Origin of the sequence: Aliterella atlantica CENA595, assembly GCF_000952155.1 — a bacterium.
Classification (GTDB): domain Bacteria; phylum Cyanobacteriota; class Cyanobacteriia; order Cyanobacteriales; family Chroococcidiopsidaceae; genus Aliterella; species Aliterella atlantica.
Genome location: NZ_JYON01000001.1, coordinates 240210 through 258729, shown reverse-complemented (window position 1 = coordinate 258729; position 18520 = coordinate 240210). Strand labels below are relative to the sequence as shown.

The following is an 18520-nucleotide window of genomic DNA, read 5'->3' as shown; positions in this document are numbered from 1 at the left end:
TAACACCCAATGGCTTACTGTGCTGTAACTAACTCAGATGGCAATCGTTTGAAGGCAAGACGTTCGTTTTCTACATCCACAAATACGGTATCGCCATCGTTGAATTCGCCTCTTAATATGGCTTTAGCAATTTGAGTTTCTAACTCTCTTTGAATTGCTCGTTTGAGCGGACGCGCACCGAATACGGGGTCATAGCCTACTTCTGCCAAAAAGTCAAGCGCAGGGTCAGATAGTTTTAGAGACATCTTGCGATCGCTTAATCGCTCGGCAAGTCTTGCTACTTGCAATTGAACGATGTGACGCAACTCTTGTTTTTGCAGCGCATGGAAGATGATAATTTCATCGATGCGGTTGAGAAACTCAGGACGGAAACTATTACGCATAGCGTCCATTACCCGACGGCGCATTTCATCATAGCGCGTGTCATCTCCGGCTAAATCGAGGATGTACTGCGAACCAATATTGCTAGTCATGATGATAATGGAGTTTTTGAAATCTACCGTATGACCTTGAGCATCGGTAACGCGCCCATCATCAAGAATTTGCAGCATAATGTTAAATACATCTGGGTGCGCTTTCTCGATTTCGTCAAACAGGATAACAGAATAAGGACGGCGACGAATAGCTTCTGTTAGTTGTCCGCCTTCGTCATAGCCAACGTATCCTGGAGGCGCACCAATTAGCCGAGAAACTGCGTGTTTCTCCATATATTCAGACATATCGATGCGTACTATCGCTTCCTCGGTGTCGAAGAGATATGCTGCTAACGCTTTGGCAAGTTCCGTCTTACCTACACCTGTAGGACCGAGGAAAATAAAGCTAGCAGTAGGACGATTGGGATCGGCAAGTCCTGCACGCGATCGCTGTATGGCATCCGCTACGGCTGTTACAGCTTCATCTTGACCGATGACGCGGCGGTGCAACTCGTCTTCTAAATGCAAGAGTTTGTCTTTTTCGGTTTCAACTAACTTGCTAATTGGTATTCCCGTCCACTTGGAGATAACTTCAGCTATGTCAGATTCGGTTACTTCTTCGCGCAGCAACGATTGACCGCTAGTTTGCGCTTGTGCAAGGCGAGTTTCGGCTGCTTCTAACTGTCTGTGCAAGTCAGTGAGTTTGCCATATTTCAACTCAGCGGCTTTGTTGAGATCGTAGTCGCGTTCTGCTTGCTGAATTTCAACGTTGACGCGATCGATTTCTTCTTTAATTGTCTGGATATCTGTAATTACATCCTTTTCCGACTGCCATTGAGCGCTCATTGCTCTTTGATCTTCTTTAAGATCGGCAAGTTCTTTTTCTAGTCGTTCTAGCCGTTCTCTAGAAGCTGCGCTAGTTTCCTTTTGCAGCGATAGCCGCTCCATTTCTAGCTGGAGAATTTTGCGATCGATTTCGTCGAGTTCTTCAGGCTTAGAAGTAATCTCCATTTTCAGCCTAGCTGCGGCTTCGTCTACTAAGTCGATTGCTTTATCTGGCAAAAAGCGATCGCTAATATAACGATTGGACAAAGTAGCTGCAGCTACTAAAGCACTATCAGATATTTTGACTCCGTGATGGACTTCATAGCGCTCTTTCAACCCGCGCAGAATTGAAACTGTATCTTCAACATTGGGTTGATCTACATACACTTGTTGGAAGCGTCTTTCTAGGGCGGCATCTTTTTCAATGTACTTGCGGTACTCATCTAGAGTAGTTGCACCAATACAACGCAGTTCTCCCCGCGCCAGCATGGGTTTGAGCAAGTTTCCCGCATCCATCGCGCCTTGAGTTGCACCTGCACCAACAACGGTATGGATTTCATCAATAAACAGAATAATATTGCCGCGCGATTCGGTAACTTCTTTGAGAACAGCTTTTAAACGCTCCTCAAATTCACCTCTAAATTTAGCACCAGCAATTAATGCACCCATATCTAGAGCAATTAATTTGCGGTCTTTGAGCGATTGGGGTACGTCGCCAGCAACGATGCGCTGCGCCAAACCTTCCGCGATCGCAGTTTTACCTACACCTGGTTCGCCGATTAGCACTGGGTTGTTTTTTGTCCGGCGCGACAGAATTTGAATTGTGCGGCGGATTTCATCGTCGCGTCCAATTACAGGGTCAAGTTTACCTTGTTTGGCGGCTTCGGTGAGGTCGCGCCCGTATTTCTCCAGCGATTCATATTTACCTTCTGGACTTTGATCGGTCACTTTTTGACTCCCACGAATTTCTTTAATGATATTCTTGAGTTTGGTTTCATCTAAACCAAATTCTTGCAGTAAGTTTTTGCCAAAGCGATCGTCTTTGACATAGCCCAAAACTAGATGCTCTATGGAGATAAATTCGTCGCCAAATTCTTGACGGTAAGCTTCAGCGCGATCTAGTAATGTATCTAAGCTGCGTCCTAGAAATACAGAAGTGCTACTACCTGATACTTTGGGTTGTTTTTGAATAAATTGCTCGGTGCGATCGCTCACTTTTTGCAAGTTAGCTCCGGCTTTGGTAAGAATGCTATTTGCCAGTCCATCTTGCTCTAGCAAGGATTTCATCAGGTGTTCGGACTCTATTTGCTGTTGTCCTGCGGCTTTAACAATATCTGGGGTATGGGCGATCGCTTCCCAGGATTTTTCGGTAAATTGATTGGGGTTAGTTGGTTGCATAGGCTGATTAGGTAGAGACGAAGGGACAGATATATTTAATAAAGTAAAAAGTATCTATACCGTTAATTGTAAAAATTAGCAGGCGATTTCCTAGATCGGCGATCGCGTATTCTCGGCGGGGATCTCCGTCCTTCCTCGGCAAGTTTCTCTGGGCGATCGTTCTAAAATGATGGATATAGGCTAAATAACTATTACAAACGCCATGACTGCCTTAACTTTAGACCTAAACTCTACTATGGAACTCACCGATGAGCGATTCGAGCAGATTTGTCACTCCAACCGAGATTTGAGATTTGAGCGTAGTGCTAAAGGAGAATTAGTAGTCATGTCACCCGCCGGAAGCGACACAGGAAGACAAAATTGGGGACTAGCTGGGCAATTGTGGATATGGAATCAAAGAACTCGTCTTGGTGTGGGTTTTGATTCCTCGGCTGGTTTTACGTTGCCTAATGGTGCTATTCGTTCTCCCGATCTATCTTGGATAAAACAAGAGCGCTGGGATACCTTAAGTCAGGCACAAAAGCGTAAATTTGCGCCAATTTGTCCTGATTTTGTTGTGGAGTTATGTTCGCCTAGCGATCGCCTAACCGATGTGCAAAGCAAAATGCAGGAATATTTAGATAATGGTACTCGTCTAGGCTGGCTAATTATTCCTGAAAATCGCCAGGTAGAAATTTATCGCCTCAATCGGGATGTAGAAGTTCTTAGCAATCCTGTTTCCTTGTCTGGTGAGGATGTATTGCCTGGGTTTGAGCTAGATTTATCAGAGATTTGGGATTGAGGTGCGATCTCTATTCAATTTGAGCTAATTATTACTTTCTGCTGTGACATCCAATATTAGACAACCACATCAGCTTAACGTTCATATTCAAGGGCAAGGCTTTCCGATTCTCTGCTTACACGGGCATCCAGGTTCGGGCAGTAGTATGTCTGTATTTACTCAACATTTGTCTAAACGCTTTATGGCGATCGCTCCTGACTTGCGTGGATACGGTAAAAGCCGCTATCAAGGCAATTTTGTCATGCAAGATCATTTAGCTGACTTAGAGGCGTTGCTAGAGCGTTTAAAGATTGAAAAATGCCTTGTCCTCGGCTGGTCATTAGGTGGCATTTTAGCAATGGAACTTGCCTTGAAGTTGCCACAAAGAGTTACTGGCTTAATCTTAATTGCTACTGCCGCAAGACCTAGAGGCAACCATCCACCAATTAGCTGGCAAGATAATTTATATACTGGCGTAGCCTCAATTATCAATCAACTGCAACCTAGCTGGCAGTGGAATATCGATACATTTGGCAAAAAGTCACTTTACCGCTATCTCGTCCAACAACATACTCCTGCTACCTACCGCTATCTCGCTGCTGATGCCATGACAGCTTATTTGCAAACTTCTAGTGCAGCTAATAACGCCCTAAATACTGCCCTCAAAGCTGGCTACAACCGTCTAGAAGCATTAGCACAGATTCAATGTCCTTGTTTAATGCTAGCTGGCGCAGAAGATAGACACATTACCGCCCAATCGAGCCTAGAAACTGCCCAACACCTCAAAGATTGCGATTGGCAATGTTACCCCAACACAGCCCATTTATTTCCTTGGGAAATTCCCCAGCAAGTAATTAGCGACATAGACTGCTGGCTTGAGTTACATCCACAGGTAAGAGAGCAGGGGGAGCAGGGGGAGCAGGGGGAGCAGGGGAGGATTTAACTTAATGTGTCTTCCTTGTCTCCTTGTCCCCTCATCCCCAAAAGCGATCGCTTTTATTGATAAACTGGCTGAATCTGACGGGGTTTCTCGCTTATATCCTCGGCAATTGTCAAATTTACTGGTTTGCAGCGCTTGACGGCAACACTAATGCCTATTGCTCCTTCTTGCTCCAAATCTTCTACATATCCATTCATCGCTGTATGCGCTTCTTTTGTGCTTAAGAATGGACCGAAGTAATAAGTGCAACGAGGGTTTTGTGTTGTTATCTCTATCCACCAAGCCCAACCTAAGCTTTGGAAGAAATTAGTCAAAATCTCTTTGATGTCTTGCCAAATGTTTCCCATTGTTCTTGCCTTCTGCTGTTTGTAAGTTGACCAGTCCAATTGCTGTTAATATAATTCCCAACTTGTTATACTTGTTTACGCTTCTTTTTTCAATTTATCTGTTTGTAACTTATCTAAATATAATTTGTCACCCCAGCGTTGGCGATAAATTTCATATAAAGCCATACCTGCGGCTACAGAAGCATTCAAACTCGGCGTATTTCCGACCAAAGGAATAGACACTAATACATCGCAATTACGTTGAGTTAGCAAACTCAATCCTTCACCTTCTGCGCCAATAACTAGGGCGATCGCACCGCTAAATTTTACTGTATGTAATGGTTGGCTAGCATTTGCTGCTGTGCCGTAGATCCAAAAACCTGCATCCTTTAATTCTTCTAAGGCGCGGCTGAGATTGACTACCCTAGCGACAGCAAACGTCTCTAAAGCGCCTGCTGCTACCTTCATGACGCTAGATGTTACTCCTACTGCCCTTCTTTGGGGAATAACTAAACCTTGAGCGCCAATTGCTTCTGCTGTGCGAATAATTGCCCCCAAATTGTGAGGATCGGTAAGACTGTCGACAACTACAATTACAGGTTGATCGGAGCTAGATTTTGCTTTTTCGATCAACTCGCCTAGTTCGCTGTAGTTGTAAGGAGCAATTTGCGCTGCTACTCCTTGATGATTTGCCCGATTAGTAATTTGGTCTAAGCGTTTGGGATCGACTTCATCAATTACTGTGCCGTTGTCTTTGGCTTGAGCAATCAAAGAATGAAAACGGGGATCGTAGCGCAATCGCGCAGTAATCCAAATGCGGTTGAGACGACGTTGGTTTTCTAATGCTGATAAAACTGTATGACGACCGTAGAGTAAATCGTTATCTTCCTCTGGATCGACAGACGGTGGCGGGGAAAATCTGGGCGTACGTTCCTGCGGTGGAGGTGAAAATCTTGGTTCGCGCTCTTTGTTGTAGCTACGCTCTGCAGTTTGTGGAGCGGACAAACTTATTTTCACTGGCTTGGCAGATTTTTTGGGGAAATCGCGATCGTAACTTTTAGTTACTTGCTTTTTCAGTACGGGCTTAATGATGCCTTTGCCGTGACTTTTTTGCGGTTTACCATGATGCGGTTTGCCAGCAGCTATTTTTTTATAAGGTTTATCAGCCATTTGCTTTTGTTGTTTTAAATCTGGTCGTCCGTACCAATTACTAATTTAAAGAAATCAAAAATCTATTTTAGTATCCAAAGATCGATCTTTGCTATTGCTTTGCGATCCCCGCAATGGTATAATGCAAACCTTTACATTATTTTTCTGCTTCAGCTACTAAACTCAGTTTTGCTAGCAACTGACTTAAACGCGGGAAGTCAGTCAGGTAAAGATAACCAACTAAGGTTTCTAAGCTAGTAGCTTGTTGATAAATCTCAGGATTGACTCGTCTTGAGTGTTTGTGAGCAATATTGCGCCCGCGCCGGACAATGTCTAATTCAGTAGCATTTAAGTGAGGAGTAAGCGAAGCGAGATGTAATGCTTGAGTTTCGGCACGTACTTGTTCTACCACTAATTGATGGTAGAGATGCGACTTTTTTGGCGGCAGTAAATAATTAGTCCGAATATAGAGTTCGTACACCGCATCGCCAATATAAGCCAATGCTGCGGGCGACACCTGTTGAATTTGTGCTGCCATTAATAACCCCGCCAACGGCTGTAAATATTGTGCCGCCGAATTTTCCCCTGGTACTCGAATTAAACAATCCTCCTCGGTCACAAAGCAACTATTCCTCCTAACACCAAAGCTAATATAACTGCTGATGAGCGATCGCTTGGCTCGATTGTCGCAGTTAGGCGAAAAATCTAAAAAGTAAGCTATCCAAATCGCAAAAATCGGATAGCAATAAATAATTTATCTTGCTGCAAGTAGCTAAGACTGTTTAGCATTTTCTAAAGCGATGTCTACGCTTGGGCGCAGAGACAAAAATTGCTCTAAACGAACTACCTTTACCGTTTGAGTGACACGGGCATTAGTAACAATTTGTGATGTACCTCCGGCGCTTTGAGCCTGTTTAGTTAGTTGTACCAAAGCCCCTAAGCCAGAACTATCAACAAAATCTATTTGAGATAGGTCCAAAATTATATGTGTTGGTCCTTCTTCAATACATTTGCTAATAACTTTGCGGAAAGTTGGTTCAGAAAAAGCATCTAACAGACCTGTAAGGCGAAATAGCTGGTAGTTATCTTGGACTTCACGCGTACCTCGCAGGCTAACAGTTAGGTTTAGTGGTTCAGCGATAATACCCTCCTTGTGGTGTCTGCTGTAAAGTTGAGGATCAAGTATAAATTCTTTGTTGAGTTATTGTCTACAGTCTGGGAAGGTAGTTTTGAGTTTAAAATTTTAAGTTTTGAATAGTTTGAAGCAAATGTAGCATTCTATATCTACAGGTAGAAGCAGGAGATATAAATTTAGCTGTTTGGTATCAGTATTGTGGGTGGAAGAACGCTACACTAGCCTTAACGTAGAAATTGCCCGAACCTCAAGTATCTTTAATATTATTAATTAGCAAAAAGTTAACTATGGCTGATTCTCGTCGTCAAACATTGCCTAGCGATGGACTCAATCTAGGCTTATTTACTATTCCCAATCAAATTTTGCTGCAAATTAGCACAGTACCAGTTTTAGCAGCGTTGGTAGCAGGAAAAGCTGTAGCCGAAACTATGCAAGCAATTGGACAAAGTAGTGAGGAAGTATTTCGGGGCGATCGCTTACCTATTCTGCCTTTCCCCACGCAGGAGTAAATTGATTGTAGGTTGCAATTGAACGCGATCGCACTGCAATAAATAGCCAGATTGTTGTTTGTGCAACTACTTAAATCGAATTTGAACCCTAAAATCATTAGATTATTCTCGGTTATTACCCGTACAAACACTTATGAGTTCGCTCCTTCACTCCTCTACTGACGCATTAGACGTTACTGTTTCTCCCATCGATCTATTCCTACGCCAGCGTCTCCAGGTGGTAGAGGGCTTGTGGGAGTCTGTAATTCGCCAAGAGTGCGGTCAACAATTAGTCAATCTTTTAGAACACCTGCGCGATTTGTGTTCTCCAGAAGGACAAGCAACTAACGATCAAGCTGCTTCAGTTGCTAAGTTGATCTCGCAATTGGATCTTAACGAAGCAATTAGAGCGGCTCGTGCTTTTGCTTTATACTTCCAACTAATTAATATCGTCGAGCAGCATTACGAACAACGCCAGCAAATTAGTCGCTTCCAGCAAAAAACTGCAGCAGTGTCTATTAAGTCGCATCAAGAACACCTGCAATTTAGTAATGGTACGCTCGAAGTAGACTTACTAGAAAAAAATTGGCAAGTAATTAATAGCGATCGCCAAAATCAAGAAACGTTCCATACGCTGTTTCCCCACTTGCACAATATGAATGTGCCACCCCAGCAGATTCAGCGTTTGATCGATCAGCTTGACGTGCAGTTAGTATTTACAGCACACCCAACAGAAATTGTTCGCCATACGATTCGTGACAAGCAAAGGCGGATGGCAAAATTGCTGCAAGAACTCGATCGCCAAGAAGAAGGAATAACAACCGTCGATACCGCAAATTCCTGGGAAGTAGCAGAACTAAAAGATCAATTGACTGAAGAAATTCGGTTGTGGTGGCGCACAGACGAACTGCACCAGTTCAAACCTGCGGTACTAGACGAAGTAGAATATGCTTTGCACTACTTTCAAGAAGTGCTATTTGATGAAATTCCCAAGCTGTATCAAAGACTAACTCATGCGATCGCTACTACCTACCCCAGACTAAAACCACCGAGCAAAAATTTCTGCAAATTTGGCTCGTGGGTAGGCGCAGATCGAGATGGCAACCCATCAGTAACGCCGCAAGTTACTTGGCAAACTGCTTGCTACCAGCGGCAAATGGTGCTAGAGAAATATATCAAGTCAGTCAAGCGCTTGATCGATTTATTAAGTTTGTCGCTGCACTGGAGCGATGTTTTGCCAGATTTGCTCGAATCTTTGGAGCAAGAACAATCAATAATGAGCGAAGTGTACGAAGCTCAAGCATTGCGCTATCGCCAAGAACCTTATCGGCTCAAATTGTGCTATATCCTCAAAAGATTGGAAAATACGCGCGATCGCAATGCCAGTTTGTATGACAAAGACTTGCAGCAAAAGCCAATCCAAGAAGTTAACGTCCAAAAAATTTATCAATCTGGAGCCGAATTTTTAGCAGATTTACGGCTAATTCACAGCAATTTGCAAGAAACAGGGCTAACTTGCCGAGAACTCGAAAATCTCATTTGCCAAGTAGAAATTTATGATTTCAAATTGGCTCACTTAGATATCCGCCAAGAGTCATCGCGTCATGCAGATGTTTTAAATGAAGTTCTAGAATACCTAAAAATATTACCCCAACCATATCACGAGCTATCAGAAGCCGAGCGAGTTGCCTGGTTGACGAGCGAACTGCAAACTCGCCGTCCGTTAATTCCGGCTGAGTTGCCCTTTTCCGATAAAACTAACGAGCTAATTCAAACATTTCGAGTCGTCCGCAGTCTGCAACAAGAATTTGGCAGCAATATCTGTCAAACTTACATCATCAGCATGAGCCGCGAACTGAGCGACTTATTGGAAGTATTGCTACTTGCTAAAGAAGCTGGGCTATACGATCCTGGCACTGCTCAAGGCACAATTCAAGTTGTACCCTTGTTTGAAACCGTCGAAGATTTGCAACGCGCTCCGGCGGTAATGCAAAAACTCTTTGAATTGCCTTTATACCGCGCTCTTTTAGCGGGTGGGTACGAGGCGCAAATAGGAGAAACAAGCCTTACTCCTAACTTACAAGAAGTTATGCTCGGCTATTCAGATAGCAACAAAGATTCTGGTTTTTTGAGTAGCAATTGGGAAATTCATAAAGCTCAAAAAGCACTGCAACAAATAGCTGAAGATTATCAAGTCAATTTACGCATCTTTCACGGGCGCGGCGGTTCTGTAGGGCGTGGTGGTGGTCCCGCACACGAGGCGATTTTGGCTCAACCAGGTCATAGTATCAACGGGCGAATCAAAATTACCGAGCAAGGAGAAGTGCTAGCTTCTAAGTATTCTTTGCCGCAATTGGCGCTTTACAATTTGGAGACTATTTCTACAGCGGTAATTCAAGCTAGCTTGCTGCGGACTGGATTTGATAATATTCAGCCTTGGAATGAGATCATGGAGGAACTATCAGCGCGATCGCGTACCCATTATCGTAACTTGATCTACGAGCAACCAGATTTTATCGACTTTTTCCATCAAGTTACGCCGATTGGGGAAATTAGCCAATTGCAAATTAGTTCTCGTCCCGCCCGCCGTCAATCTGGAAATAAGGATTTGAGTGGTTTACGGGCAATTCCTTGGGTATTTAGCTGGACGCAAACGCGCTTTTTGTTGCCTTCTTGGTACGGTGTAGGTACGGCTTTGCAAGAGTTCGTGCAAGAAAAGCCAGAAGAACATTTGAAATTGTTGCGCTATTTCTATATCAAATGGCCCTTTTTCAAAATGGTTGTTTCTAAGGTAGAAATGACTCTAGCAAAAGTAGATATTCAAATGGCACAACATTATGTAGATGAATTGTGTTTGCCAGAAGATAAACCTCGCTTAGAAAGAGTTTACGAGCAAATTGCTAACGAATACTACCTTACCCGCGATCTGGTACTAACAATTACTGGTCACAAACGCTTGTTAGACGGCGATCCTGTTTTGCAGCGCTCCGTACAATTACGTAATGGCACAATTGTCCCATTAGGCTTTTTACAAGTCGCGCTGCTCAAGCGCCTGCGTCAATCTAATAGCGCTAATTCTGGAATAATTCATTCTCGTTATAGCAAAGGGGAATTGCTTAGAGGCGCACTGTTAACGATTAACGGCATTGCGGCGGGAATGCGAAATACGGGTTGAAGTTGCAAAAAGGCTAGTAATTTAGCCTTTTTTGCCTTTACCGCCATCGCCTTTAGAAGCAATACGTTTTTGGCAATCTTCCCAAGATTTCCAACTATTTGTCCTAGTATCAAAACAGCGCCAAGTTTTGCGATTAGCTTCAGGGGCGCAGATTAATACGCGCCTGCTAATCGATTTATGGTTTGTAAAGTGCTGGGCTAGTTCTTGCAAAGGTAAAGTTTTACGGCTCAATCTTCTGGCGACAGCTTGATTTGGGCATTCAATTACCAAGGCGGGGTATCTATCTACCCAAGTCATAGAAAAGATACACATCCGTAAAATTGCTCTTAGCCAGCTTTCATAACTTGAGAAATACTCATCGACAATTTTATTAGCTAGAGCCTTTTGCAAAGAACGGTCTTTAGGTATGGGATGTGAAGAAGACATGGCACTGCTCGAAGTAACTTAGCTAACTTTGAGAGTAAGTTGAATTTACTGTTGCTCACAACAGCGATCGCACTGACATTATTTAGATATCGTGGCGAAAAAATCAGTTTATAAGTATTTTCCGCAAGCCACTGTAGGGCGCGTTGACTTGCAACGCACCCCCGATCTCAATCGGCTTCGCCAATTAATGTAAATGCCGCCCAATCTCTGGGATTAGGATGTTGTTTCATCGTTGTTAGCATTGCCTGGCGCAGCGCTTGAGCTTTGTCAGGGTTCTTTTGCATAGTTTGATAGAAATTGGTCATCAATGTGGCTGTAGGCGTGTCTGGTACTAGCCATAAAGAGACAATTACACTCGATACCCCAGCACTAATCCAAGAACGCGATAGTCCAATAATCCCATCGCCAGTTATTTGCCCTCTACCTGTATTGCAAGCACTCATCACGACTAAATCGGCATTGAGTTTCAAGCCCAAGATTTCTTCCGCCGTAAATAAACCATTATCCTTACTTGTAGGCGCAAGAGCGATCGCACTTCCCAATCCACGTACATCATCTAACAACCCATGTGTCGCTAAATGCACGATGCGGGAATTTGGCAACTTAGACACAATCTCAGCTTTAGTCGCCTTGCTACCAGTAATTGCTTGAGTTTTGAGTAAAGGCGCGATCGCTTTTGCTTCTTGTTCTGCCGCAGGCAAGCTAGGTAATTGTACGGGCGTAGCGCCCACTTCTGGGGCTACCTTGGGCATAATTGGATTACCGACTACAACCGCATTTCGCAGCTTCGATCCCTGTTGGCTGCGCCGATGAGTAACTTCTAGTAGCTGAATTGAAGGCGATGTCAAAATCGTATGTTGTTCGATCAAATACTTACCATTTGCTTGTTGCAAGGCTGGAAAAGGAGCTAAAAATAAAGCACCTTGGGGAATAAATATCACCCGCGCCGCTGGATTGGTTGGTAGTTGGTCGGCGATGGGGGCAATTAGTAGCTGATATAGTTGCTGTAAGCTGCTGCGGCTTCTCCCTGGAATAGCTTGACGGCTGTTAGTAACTAATTGAAGCAAGGAAGTATTTTTTTGCTGCCATAAAGGTTTCAAATCGCTGCGCCGAAATATTACTTCTCCTGTCGGCTTGACAACCCAGATATACAACTCCGACTGGCGCTGCTGGATTCTACCTTCTATCTCAAATTCGTCGCTAATAACTGAATACTCTACTAAGGTTGCTTGCTGTTGCTTGGCAATTTGACGAATTTGTCCAATATTAGGCAAAGGTACGGATTCTACAGTCTGAGCGTTCGATCTTGTTGCTAATAATTCCAAAAACGCCCGCGCCCGCCCTCTTTCGGCAATTTCTAGCGCTGGTTCTGGCTGATTGCGGGCAATTAATATCTGCTGCAAAATTGGATATATACCTGCTTGCGTGTCAAAGATAGAAACTTTATTGGCATCGCTTAAACCTGGGCGCAAAGATTCTAAAGTTGCGATCGCATTTTCTAAAGCTTTCTGCGCCTCAACTGTCTTGCCAGATTTAAATAAAGTAAAACCGATATTAGTTAGCGTTTGCCCTTCGCCTAAGCGGTTGCTAATTGCTCTATGAATTACTAATGCTTGCTGGTAAGATGCCAAGGCTTCGGTGTATTTACCTTGAAAGCGATTGATTTCGCCAATATTATTTAAAGTTGTGCCTTCAATAGCGCGGTTGCTGATTTCTTTGGTAATTGCTAGTCCTTTTTGGTAAGAGGCTAATGCTTGAGGGTATTTTCCTTGCAGGCGATTAGCTTCACCAATATTATTTAAAGTTGTGCCTATACCTGCGCGATTGCCTACTGCTTGCAAAAGTGCTAAAGCTTGTTCGTAATTTTTGAGTGCTTGAGGGTAATTTCCCCACCGCAAGTAAACTCCACCAATATTATTTAATACCGTTCCTTCGCCTGAGCGGTTGCCTAGAGTTTGACTAATTTTTAAAGCTTGTTGGTACGAATCTAAAGCGCGATTGTATTGTCCTAAACTGTCATATATCAAGCCAATATTACTAAAACTAGCTGCTTCTCCAGCTTTATCGCCGATCGCTCTTACAGTCGTTAAAGCTTGCTGGTAAGCCTTTAAAGCCTCAGCATAGCGGCTTTGACCTTGATACACTAAACCAATATTATTGAGCAGTCTACCTGCACCTGCGGGGCTGCCAATAGCCTGATATATAGCTAGTCCCTGCTGCAAAGATGTTAGTGCTTGGGCATACTCGGCGCGATAAGTATGCACCAAACCTATACCGCTGAGAATTTGTCCTTCAATTGCCCGATTGCCAATTTCTCTAGCAATTACCAATGCTTGCTGATAAGACTCCAAGGCTTGAGGATACTGGCTTTGATTGAGGTAAACTTCGCCAATACTAGCGCGAATATTTGCCCCGCTGGCTTTATCCCCTATTTTTCCAGCAATTGCTAGCGCTTGTTGGTAGGAATTGAGGGCTTGGGCATACTGGCTTTGATTGACATAGACTAGCCCCATGCTAGTAATAATCGCTCCTTCAATTGCGCGATCGCCAATAGTTTGAGCTATTTTTAAAGCTGGCTGATAAGTTGCTAGTGCCTGAACGTATTCGCCTTGGGCAGTATAAGTCAATCCTACATTCGCGAGGCTAGTTGCTTCTCCTGAGCGGTTGCCAATGTCTTTAGAGATGTTTACCGCTTGTTGAAACGCATCTAAGGCTTGAGGATACTGGCTGCGACTGTAGTAAATTAAGCCAATATTATTGAGGATCGTTCCTTCTGTTGCTTTATTACCAGCAGCTTTGTGAATAGCTAAAGCTTGCTCAAATGACTCTAATGCGCGATCGAACTTACCTTGCGCGGTGTAAACTAAGCCAATATTACTTAGCGCCGTACCTACTTCTAGACGGTTATTAGCTGCTTTTTGAATAGTCAATGCTTGCTCAAATGACTGTAGTGCTTGGGCATAATCGCCGCGACTGTAGTAAATTAAGCCAATATTATTTAGAGATATACCCAGCATCGCGCGATTGTTAGTTTGCTTATGAATCGCCAAAGCTTGCTGATGAAACTTAAGTGCCTGGTCGTACTGACTTTGACCTTGATAAGCTAGACCAATATTATTTAAAATTGTCCCTTCAGTAGTTTTGTCTTTAATTGCTCTAACAATCTGTAAGGCTTGCTGGTAGGAGTCTAAAGCTTGGACGTAATCGCCCTGACCGCGATAAGCTTCGCCAAGATTATTTAAAATAGTAGCTATACCTGCCTTGTCGTTTTGAGATTTGGCGATCGCTAAAGCTTGTTGTAATGTTGTTAAAGCGGTTTTAAATTGACCTGCTGCTAATTGCTGCCTACCTGTTTGAGCTAAATCTAGATTGCTATTAGCCGCAACTGTAGGTGCAAGTAGCTTAAATGAGTTAAAAAAGCGATCGCTATTAGCAGCTAATTTTGGATTTGCTAGGACAACAATCTGTTGATACAAGCGTTGTTTTACCCAATATATTCTAGTTTTATAAGTTAAACCTGCTGATACGTATTCAATTTCTTTGCCTTTATAACCATCTAGAGTGATATTGCGATCGGTTAGTAATTTGCCTTTACCCACAGCGCTATCGCGGACTGAATTAAGCAAGTCATCTACTTGTTTGGGATCGAGTTGATTAGAAGCATTGGGAAAGTCAGCATAACTCACGCCATAGGTTCCATATTTTAGATCGACAAAAAAGTTATTTAAAGTACCAGAACCAGGCTCTATAGGTTTTGTCTCTTGTTGCGGTTTTCCAGGTAACAATACGCTAAAGCCGCCCTCTTGAGTAGAAAATTCTTGCCATTTTGCTGAATTAGTACGCTCTTGGATAGTCTGTGCTTGTACTATTGAGGATAAATTCTTAAGCTGTATGGGAGAAAGTAACAGCAAGCTAGTAACAGCAAGCAAACTCAAGTTATTTAAGTGACGGCGCATAGTTACAACTCTGAACGGCTCTATTTAGATTTTGCGCCTCTAGTTATAACTTATACCTTGATGATTTTCTAAAATTAAACTTGTAGATCGATAATCGATATAATTGCAAAGATAACTTTGAGTAAAGAATTCTTAAATGTAGAGGATGACAAAATGTTGGCGTATATGTGGCAACAGCGTAGGCAAGCAGACAAATATTTGACGTGAGTTAAGCATTTTCTTTCCATCAGCAAGCTAATTTTATACTTCATACCTCAAGCGTGATTGCCATTTACCCTGGAAGCTTCGACCCCATTACACTAGGACACCTCGACATTATTGAGCGCAGTTGTCGGTTATTTGAGCGGGTAATTGTCGCCGTTCTCAAAAATCCAAACAAAACGCCGTTATTTACAGTCCAAGAAAGAATCGAGCAAATTCGTCAATCTACATTGCATTTATCTAATGTAGAAGTAGACAGCTTCAACGGCTTAACCGTTAACTATGCCCAAATGCGGCAAGCAGAAGTTCTAATTCGGGGTTTGCGAGCGCTTTCAGACTTTGAAGTAGAACTACAAATGGCTCATACTAATAAAACCCTCGCCGATCGCATAGAAACTGTGTTTCTAGCCACCTCAAATGAGTATAGTTTTTTAAGTAGCAGTCAAGTCAAAGAAATTGCCAAATTTGGTGGTTCTATCGATCACCTCGTTCCCCAGCACGTCGCCATAGAAATTTACCGATGTCACGCCAAGACCTAACCAACATAGAACCTACTGCTCAAAATATCCCTAGCCCTCCTAGCCAACCGTCAATTAATGGTACTGGAGGCGTAGATATTCAGCAGGAATTAAACCGACTAGAAGAGACGATCCTTGCTAGTCCAAATATTCCTTTAACTCGCCGCACCTTGGTAGACGAAGAACGGTTATTAGATCAGTTAGATTTGGTGCGAATGCATCTACCGATAGTTTTTCGCGAAGCTGAAGCACTAATTAGCCAAAAACAGGAAATTATATTACAAGCGCAATTAGAAGCCGAGCAGATTATTGAAGCAGCAAAAATTAGAGCAGCGCAATTAGTCAACCAAACAGAGATATTTCAGCAAGCAGAGCAAGCAGCCATGCAACTGCAAGCTCAGGTACAACAAGAATGCCAACTTGCTTTAGAGCAAAACCACGTAGAAATTGACCAAATGCGCCTGCAAGCACAGCAAGAATTGACTCAAATGCGGCAAAATGCGATCGCCGAAGCTCTAGAAATTCAGCAAGGAGCCGATACCTACGCTGATAATAGTCTCAAAAATATCGAGCAACAATTGCAAGATATGCTGCAAATAATTCAAAATGGGCGCAGGCAGTTGCAGCAACCAATGGCGGAGTAGGAAACAAAGCAGATATAAACTGAAGTTTAAAAGCAAAATGCTTTTAACTATTTAGCAAGTTCGAGTAGATTATATGCTTGCCCAAGGAATAGTATTACGCAACCGCTACCAAATCATTAAACACTTAGGAGGTGGAGCATTTGGCGACACTTATCTTGCAGAAGACAGCGATTTACCAAAAAACAGCCAATGTGTAGTCAAACATCTCAAACAGACACATACTAATCCAGCCGTTTTAGCGATCGCAAGGCGTTTATTTAAGAGGGAAGCACAAGTTCTAGATGAATTAGGTCATCACGACCAAATACCAAGACTGTTAGCCCATTTTGAGGAAAATGAGGAATTCTATCTAGTTCAAGAATTAGTTGATGGACGCGACTTAGGTCACGAACTCACTCCTGGTAGACGCTTCAGCGAAGAGGAAGTGATAAAGCTATTGCACGATATTCTAGAAGTTTTAGAGGTTGTCCATCAACAAAACATTATCCACCGAGATATCAAACCCCAAAATATCATGCGCCGCCGAAAGGATAAGAAAATTGTATTGATTGACTTTGGGGCGGTTAAAGAGATTGGAAGTTTAGTAGTTAATGCAAAAGGTCAGGTGTCACCGACCATTGCTATTGGTACTCCTGGATATATACCGATCGAACAACACAATCGCGACCCCAAATTATCCAGCGATATCTATGCAGTTGGCATGATTGGTATTCAAGCTCTCACAGGCTTGTCCCCCCAACAATTACAGCGAGATAATACAGGGGAACTGAGATTACGCCATTACATATCGGTGAGTGATGAGTTAATGGCAGTCTTAACCAAAATGGTGCGCTCTCACTTCAGCCAGCGCTACCCATCAGCAAAGGAGGCTTTACAAGCGGTGAATGCTTTAATGCCACAACCAACTCATCCATTTGCTCGTTTAATCTCAAAAGTTCCTAAACCTATAGTGCGAGGCAGCTTAATTGGTATAGGTGGATTAGGAGCAGGAATACTAGCAACTTTTGCCTTCATCAATCGTCCTCAACCGCTCAACCCATCTGGACAAATTCCAATTCCGTCACCAACAGCGACTTCCACTACACCAACACTATCTCCATCGCCAACTGATTCTGTAAGGCGAACCAATGTCAATTTTGCGATCGCGCCACAATTTGAGGTCGTTAGAGACTTTTCGGACGGGCTAGCGGAGATTCAAATTAATGGTAAGTGGGGCTATATTGACACGAGTGGCAACATTGTCATTGAACCGAAATTTGATAAAACTAATAGTTTTTCCGAAGGATTGGCGCTAGTGTGGATTGCTGGTCAAAACTGGAACTATATAGACAAGAAAGGAAACTTTGTTACTAACTGGGATTTTACTGAAAATAGTGCTGGAGAATTTTCCCAAGGATTGGCAGGTGCTTGTATCGTCAATACTTGTGGCTATATCGACAAAACTGGAAATTTTGTTATAGAACGGACATTTCGTCGCGCTGGACCATTTTCTAAAGAAGGGCTGGCAGCGGTTCAAATTAGGGACAAGGGGGGCTATATTGACAAGAGCGGGACTCTTGCAATTCAGCCGCAATTTGCTAGGGTTGGATACTTTTTCGAAGGGCTGGCAAGGGTTCAAATTGGTGACAAATGGGGCTATATTGACGAGACTGGGACTCTTGTCATCCAGCCGCAATTTGATGAGGGTTATGATTTTTCCGAAGGGCTGGTACTAGTTAAGATTGGCGACAAGTGGGGCTATATTGACAAGAGCGGGAATCGTGTAATCCAGCCGCAATTTGCTAGGGCTGGATACTTTTCCGAAGGGCTGGCAGTAGTTAAGATTGGCGACAAGTGGGGTTATATCGACAAGAGCGGGAATCGTGTAATCCAGCCACAATTTGAGCGGGGTTATAGATTTTCCGAAGGGCTGGCAGGGGTGACAATTAGCGACAAGATTGGCTATATCGATAAGACTGGGAATTTTATAATTCAGCCGCAATTTGATGAGGGTGGACGCTTTTTTGAGGGGCTGGCTTGGATACGGGAACCAAATAGTAAAAAGTATGGCTATATTCGCAATCCCCTAAAGTGAGCGCGGGTTAACAGAATTATTGCTTAATTAATCCGTATTGTACCCGTATGGGACAATTTAAGGCTAAAACTAAATTAAGTCAGGGGTGTTGC

General features: G+C 43.2%; 14 protein-coding genes. 7 read left to right on the top strand and 7 right to left on the bottom strand.

Going from position 1 to position 18520, the window contains the following annotated elements; translation table 11 throughout:
* Positions 1-14: 14 nt before the first annotated feature.
* Positions 15-2636 (bottom strand): ATP-dependent chaperone ClpB, encoded by a 2622-nt coding sequence (clpB, locus tag UH38_RS01185; RefSeq protein ID WP_045052765.1) that lies wholly within the window; start codon positions 2634-2636, stop codon positions 15-17.
* A 202-nt stretch (positions 2637-2838) separates the two neighbouring features.
* Between clpB and UH38_RS01180 the strand changes: the two genes are divergently transcribed.
* Together UH38_RS01180 and UH38_RS01175 are read left to right on the top strand one after the other, a co-directional pair.
* Positions 2839-3417 carry a Uma2 family endonuclease gene (locus tag UH38_RS01180; RefSeq protein ID WP_045052764.1) on the top strand — a complete coding sequence of 193 codons (579 nt, stop codon included), beginning with the start codon at positions 2839-2841 and terminating at the stop codon, positions 3415-3417.
* Between the two features lie 43 nt (positions 3418-3460).
* On the top strand, positions 3461-4339 hold the full coding sequence (locus UH38_RS01175; RefSeq protein ID WP_045052763.1) for an alpha/beta fold hydrolase: 879 nt from the start codon (positions 3461-3463) through the stop codon (positions 4337-4339).
* A 53-nt stretch (positions 4340-4392) separates the two neighbouring features.
* Here the strand turns inward: UH38_RS01175 and UH38_RS01170 are convergent, their stop codons facing one another.
* The 4 genes from UH38_RS01170 to UH38_RS01155 all read right to left on the bottom strand — a co-directional run bounded on the left by UH38_RS01170 (position 4393) and on the right by UH38_RS01155 (position 6922).
* Positions 4393-4683, bottom strand: a complete 291-nt coding sequence (locus UH38_RS01170) for a DUF1816 domain-containing protein (protein WP_045052762.1) — start codon at positions 4681-4683, stop codon at positions 4393-4395.
* 75 nt (positions 4684-4758) lie between these two features.
* Positions 4759-5832 (bottom strand): 23S rRNA (guanosine(2251)-2'-O)-methyltransferase RlmB, encoded by a 1074-nt coding sequence (rlmB, locus tag UH38_RS01165; RefSeq protein WP_045052761.1) that lies wholly within the window; start codon positions 5830-5832, stop codon positions 4759-4761.
* 136 nt (positions 5833-5968) lie between these two features.
* Entirely contained in the window at positions 5969-6430 is a 462-nt protein-coding gene (locus tag UH38_RS01160; RefSeq protein ID WP_045052760.1) for a Mini-ribonuclease 3, read from the bottom strand.
* A 153-nt stretch (positions 6431-6583) separates the two neighbouring features.
* Positions 6584-6922: an STAS domain-containing protein gene (locus UH38_RS01155; RefSeq protein WP_200892246.1), complete on the bottom strand. Its 339-nt coding sequence runs from the start codon at positions 6920-6922 to the stop codon at positions 6584-6586.
* A gap of 311 nt (positions 6923-7233) precedes the next feature.
* Here UH38_RS01155 and UH38_RS01150 point away from each other — a divergent pair, with 311 nt between their 5' ends.
* Together UH38_RS01150 and ppc are read left to right on the top strand one after the other, a co-directional pair.
* The gene (locus UH38_RS01150; RefSeq protein ID WP_045052758.1) at positions 7234-7455 is read left to right on the top strand and encodes a hypothetical protein; all 222 of its coding nucleotides are present in this window, start codon (positions 7234-7236) and stop codon (positions 7453-7455) included.
* Positions 7456-7588: 133 nt separating this feature from the next.
* Positions 7589-10609, top strand: a complete 3021-nt coding sequence (ppc, locus tag UH38_RS01145; RefSeq protein WP_045052757.1) for a phosphoenolpyruvate carboxylase — start codon at positions 7589-7591, stop codon at positions 10607-10609.
* Between the two features lie 21 nt (positions 10610-10630).
* Here the strand turns inward: ppc and UH38_RS01140 are convergent, their stop codons facing one another.
* On the bottom strand, positions 10631-11035 hold the full coding sequence (locus tag UH38_RS01140) for a hypothetical protein (protein WP_045052756.1): 405 nt from the start codon (positions 11033-11035) through the stop codon (positions 10631-10633).
* Between the two features lie 167 nt (positions 11036-11202).
* A complete protein-coding gene (locus UH38_RS01135; RefSeq protein ID WP_052672210.1) occupies positions 11203-14991 on the bottom strand; it encodes a CHAT domain-containing protein in 3789 nt (1262 codons plus the stop codon).
* 260 nt (positions 14992-15251) lie between these two features.
* Here UH38_RS01135 and coaD point away from each other — a divergent pair, with 260 nt between their 5' ends.
* The 3 genes from coaD to UH38_RS01120 all read left to right on the top strand — a co-directional run bounded on the left by coaD (position 15252) and on the right by UH38_RS01120 (position 18428).
* Positions 15252-15731 carry a pantetheine-phosphate adenylyltransferase gene (coaD, locus tag UH38_RS01130; RefSeq protein ID WP_045052755.1) on the top strand — a complete coding sequence of 160 codons (480 nt, stop codon included), beginning with the start codon at positions 15252-15254 and terminating at the stop codon, positions 15729-15731.
* On the top strand, positions 15713-16354 hold the full coding sequence (locus tag UH38_RS01125; protein ID WP_052672209.1) for an ATP synthase subunit B family protein: 642 nt from the start codon (positions 15713-15715) through the stop codon (positions 16352-16354). Before coaD ends, UH38_RS01125 begins: the two co-directional genes overlap by 19 nt.
* Before the next feature lie 73 nt (positions 16355-16427).
* Positions 16428-18428, top strand: coding sequence for a WG repeat-containing protein (locus UH38_RS01120; protein WP_045052754.1), 2001 nt, complete (start codon positions 16428-16430; stop codon positions 18426-18428).
* Positions 18429-18520 lie beyond the last annotated feature (92 nt).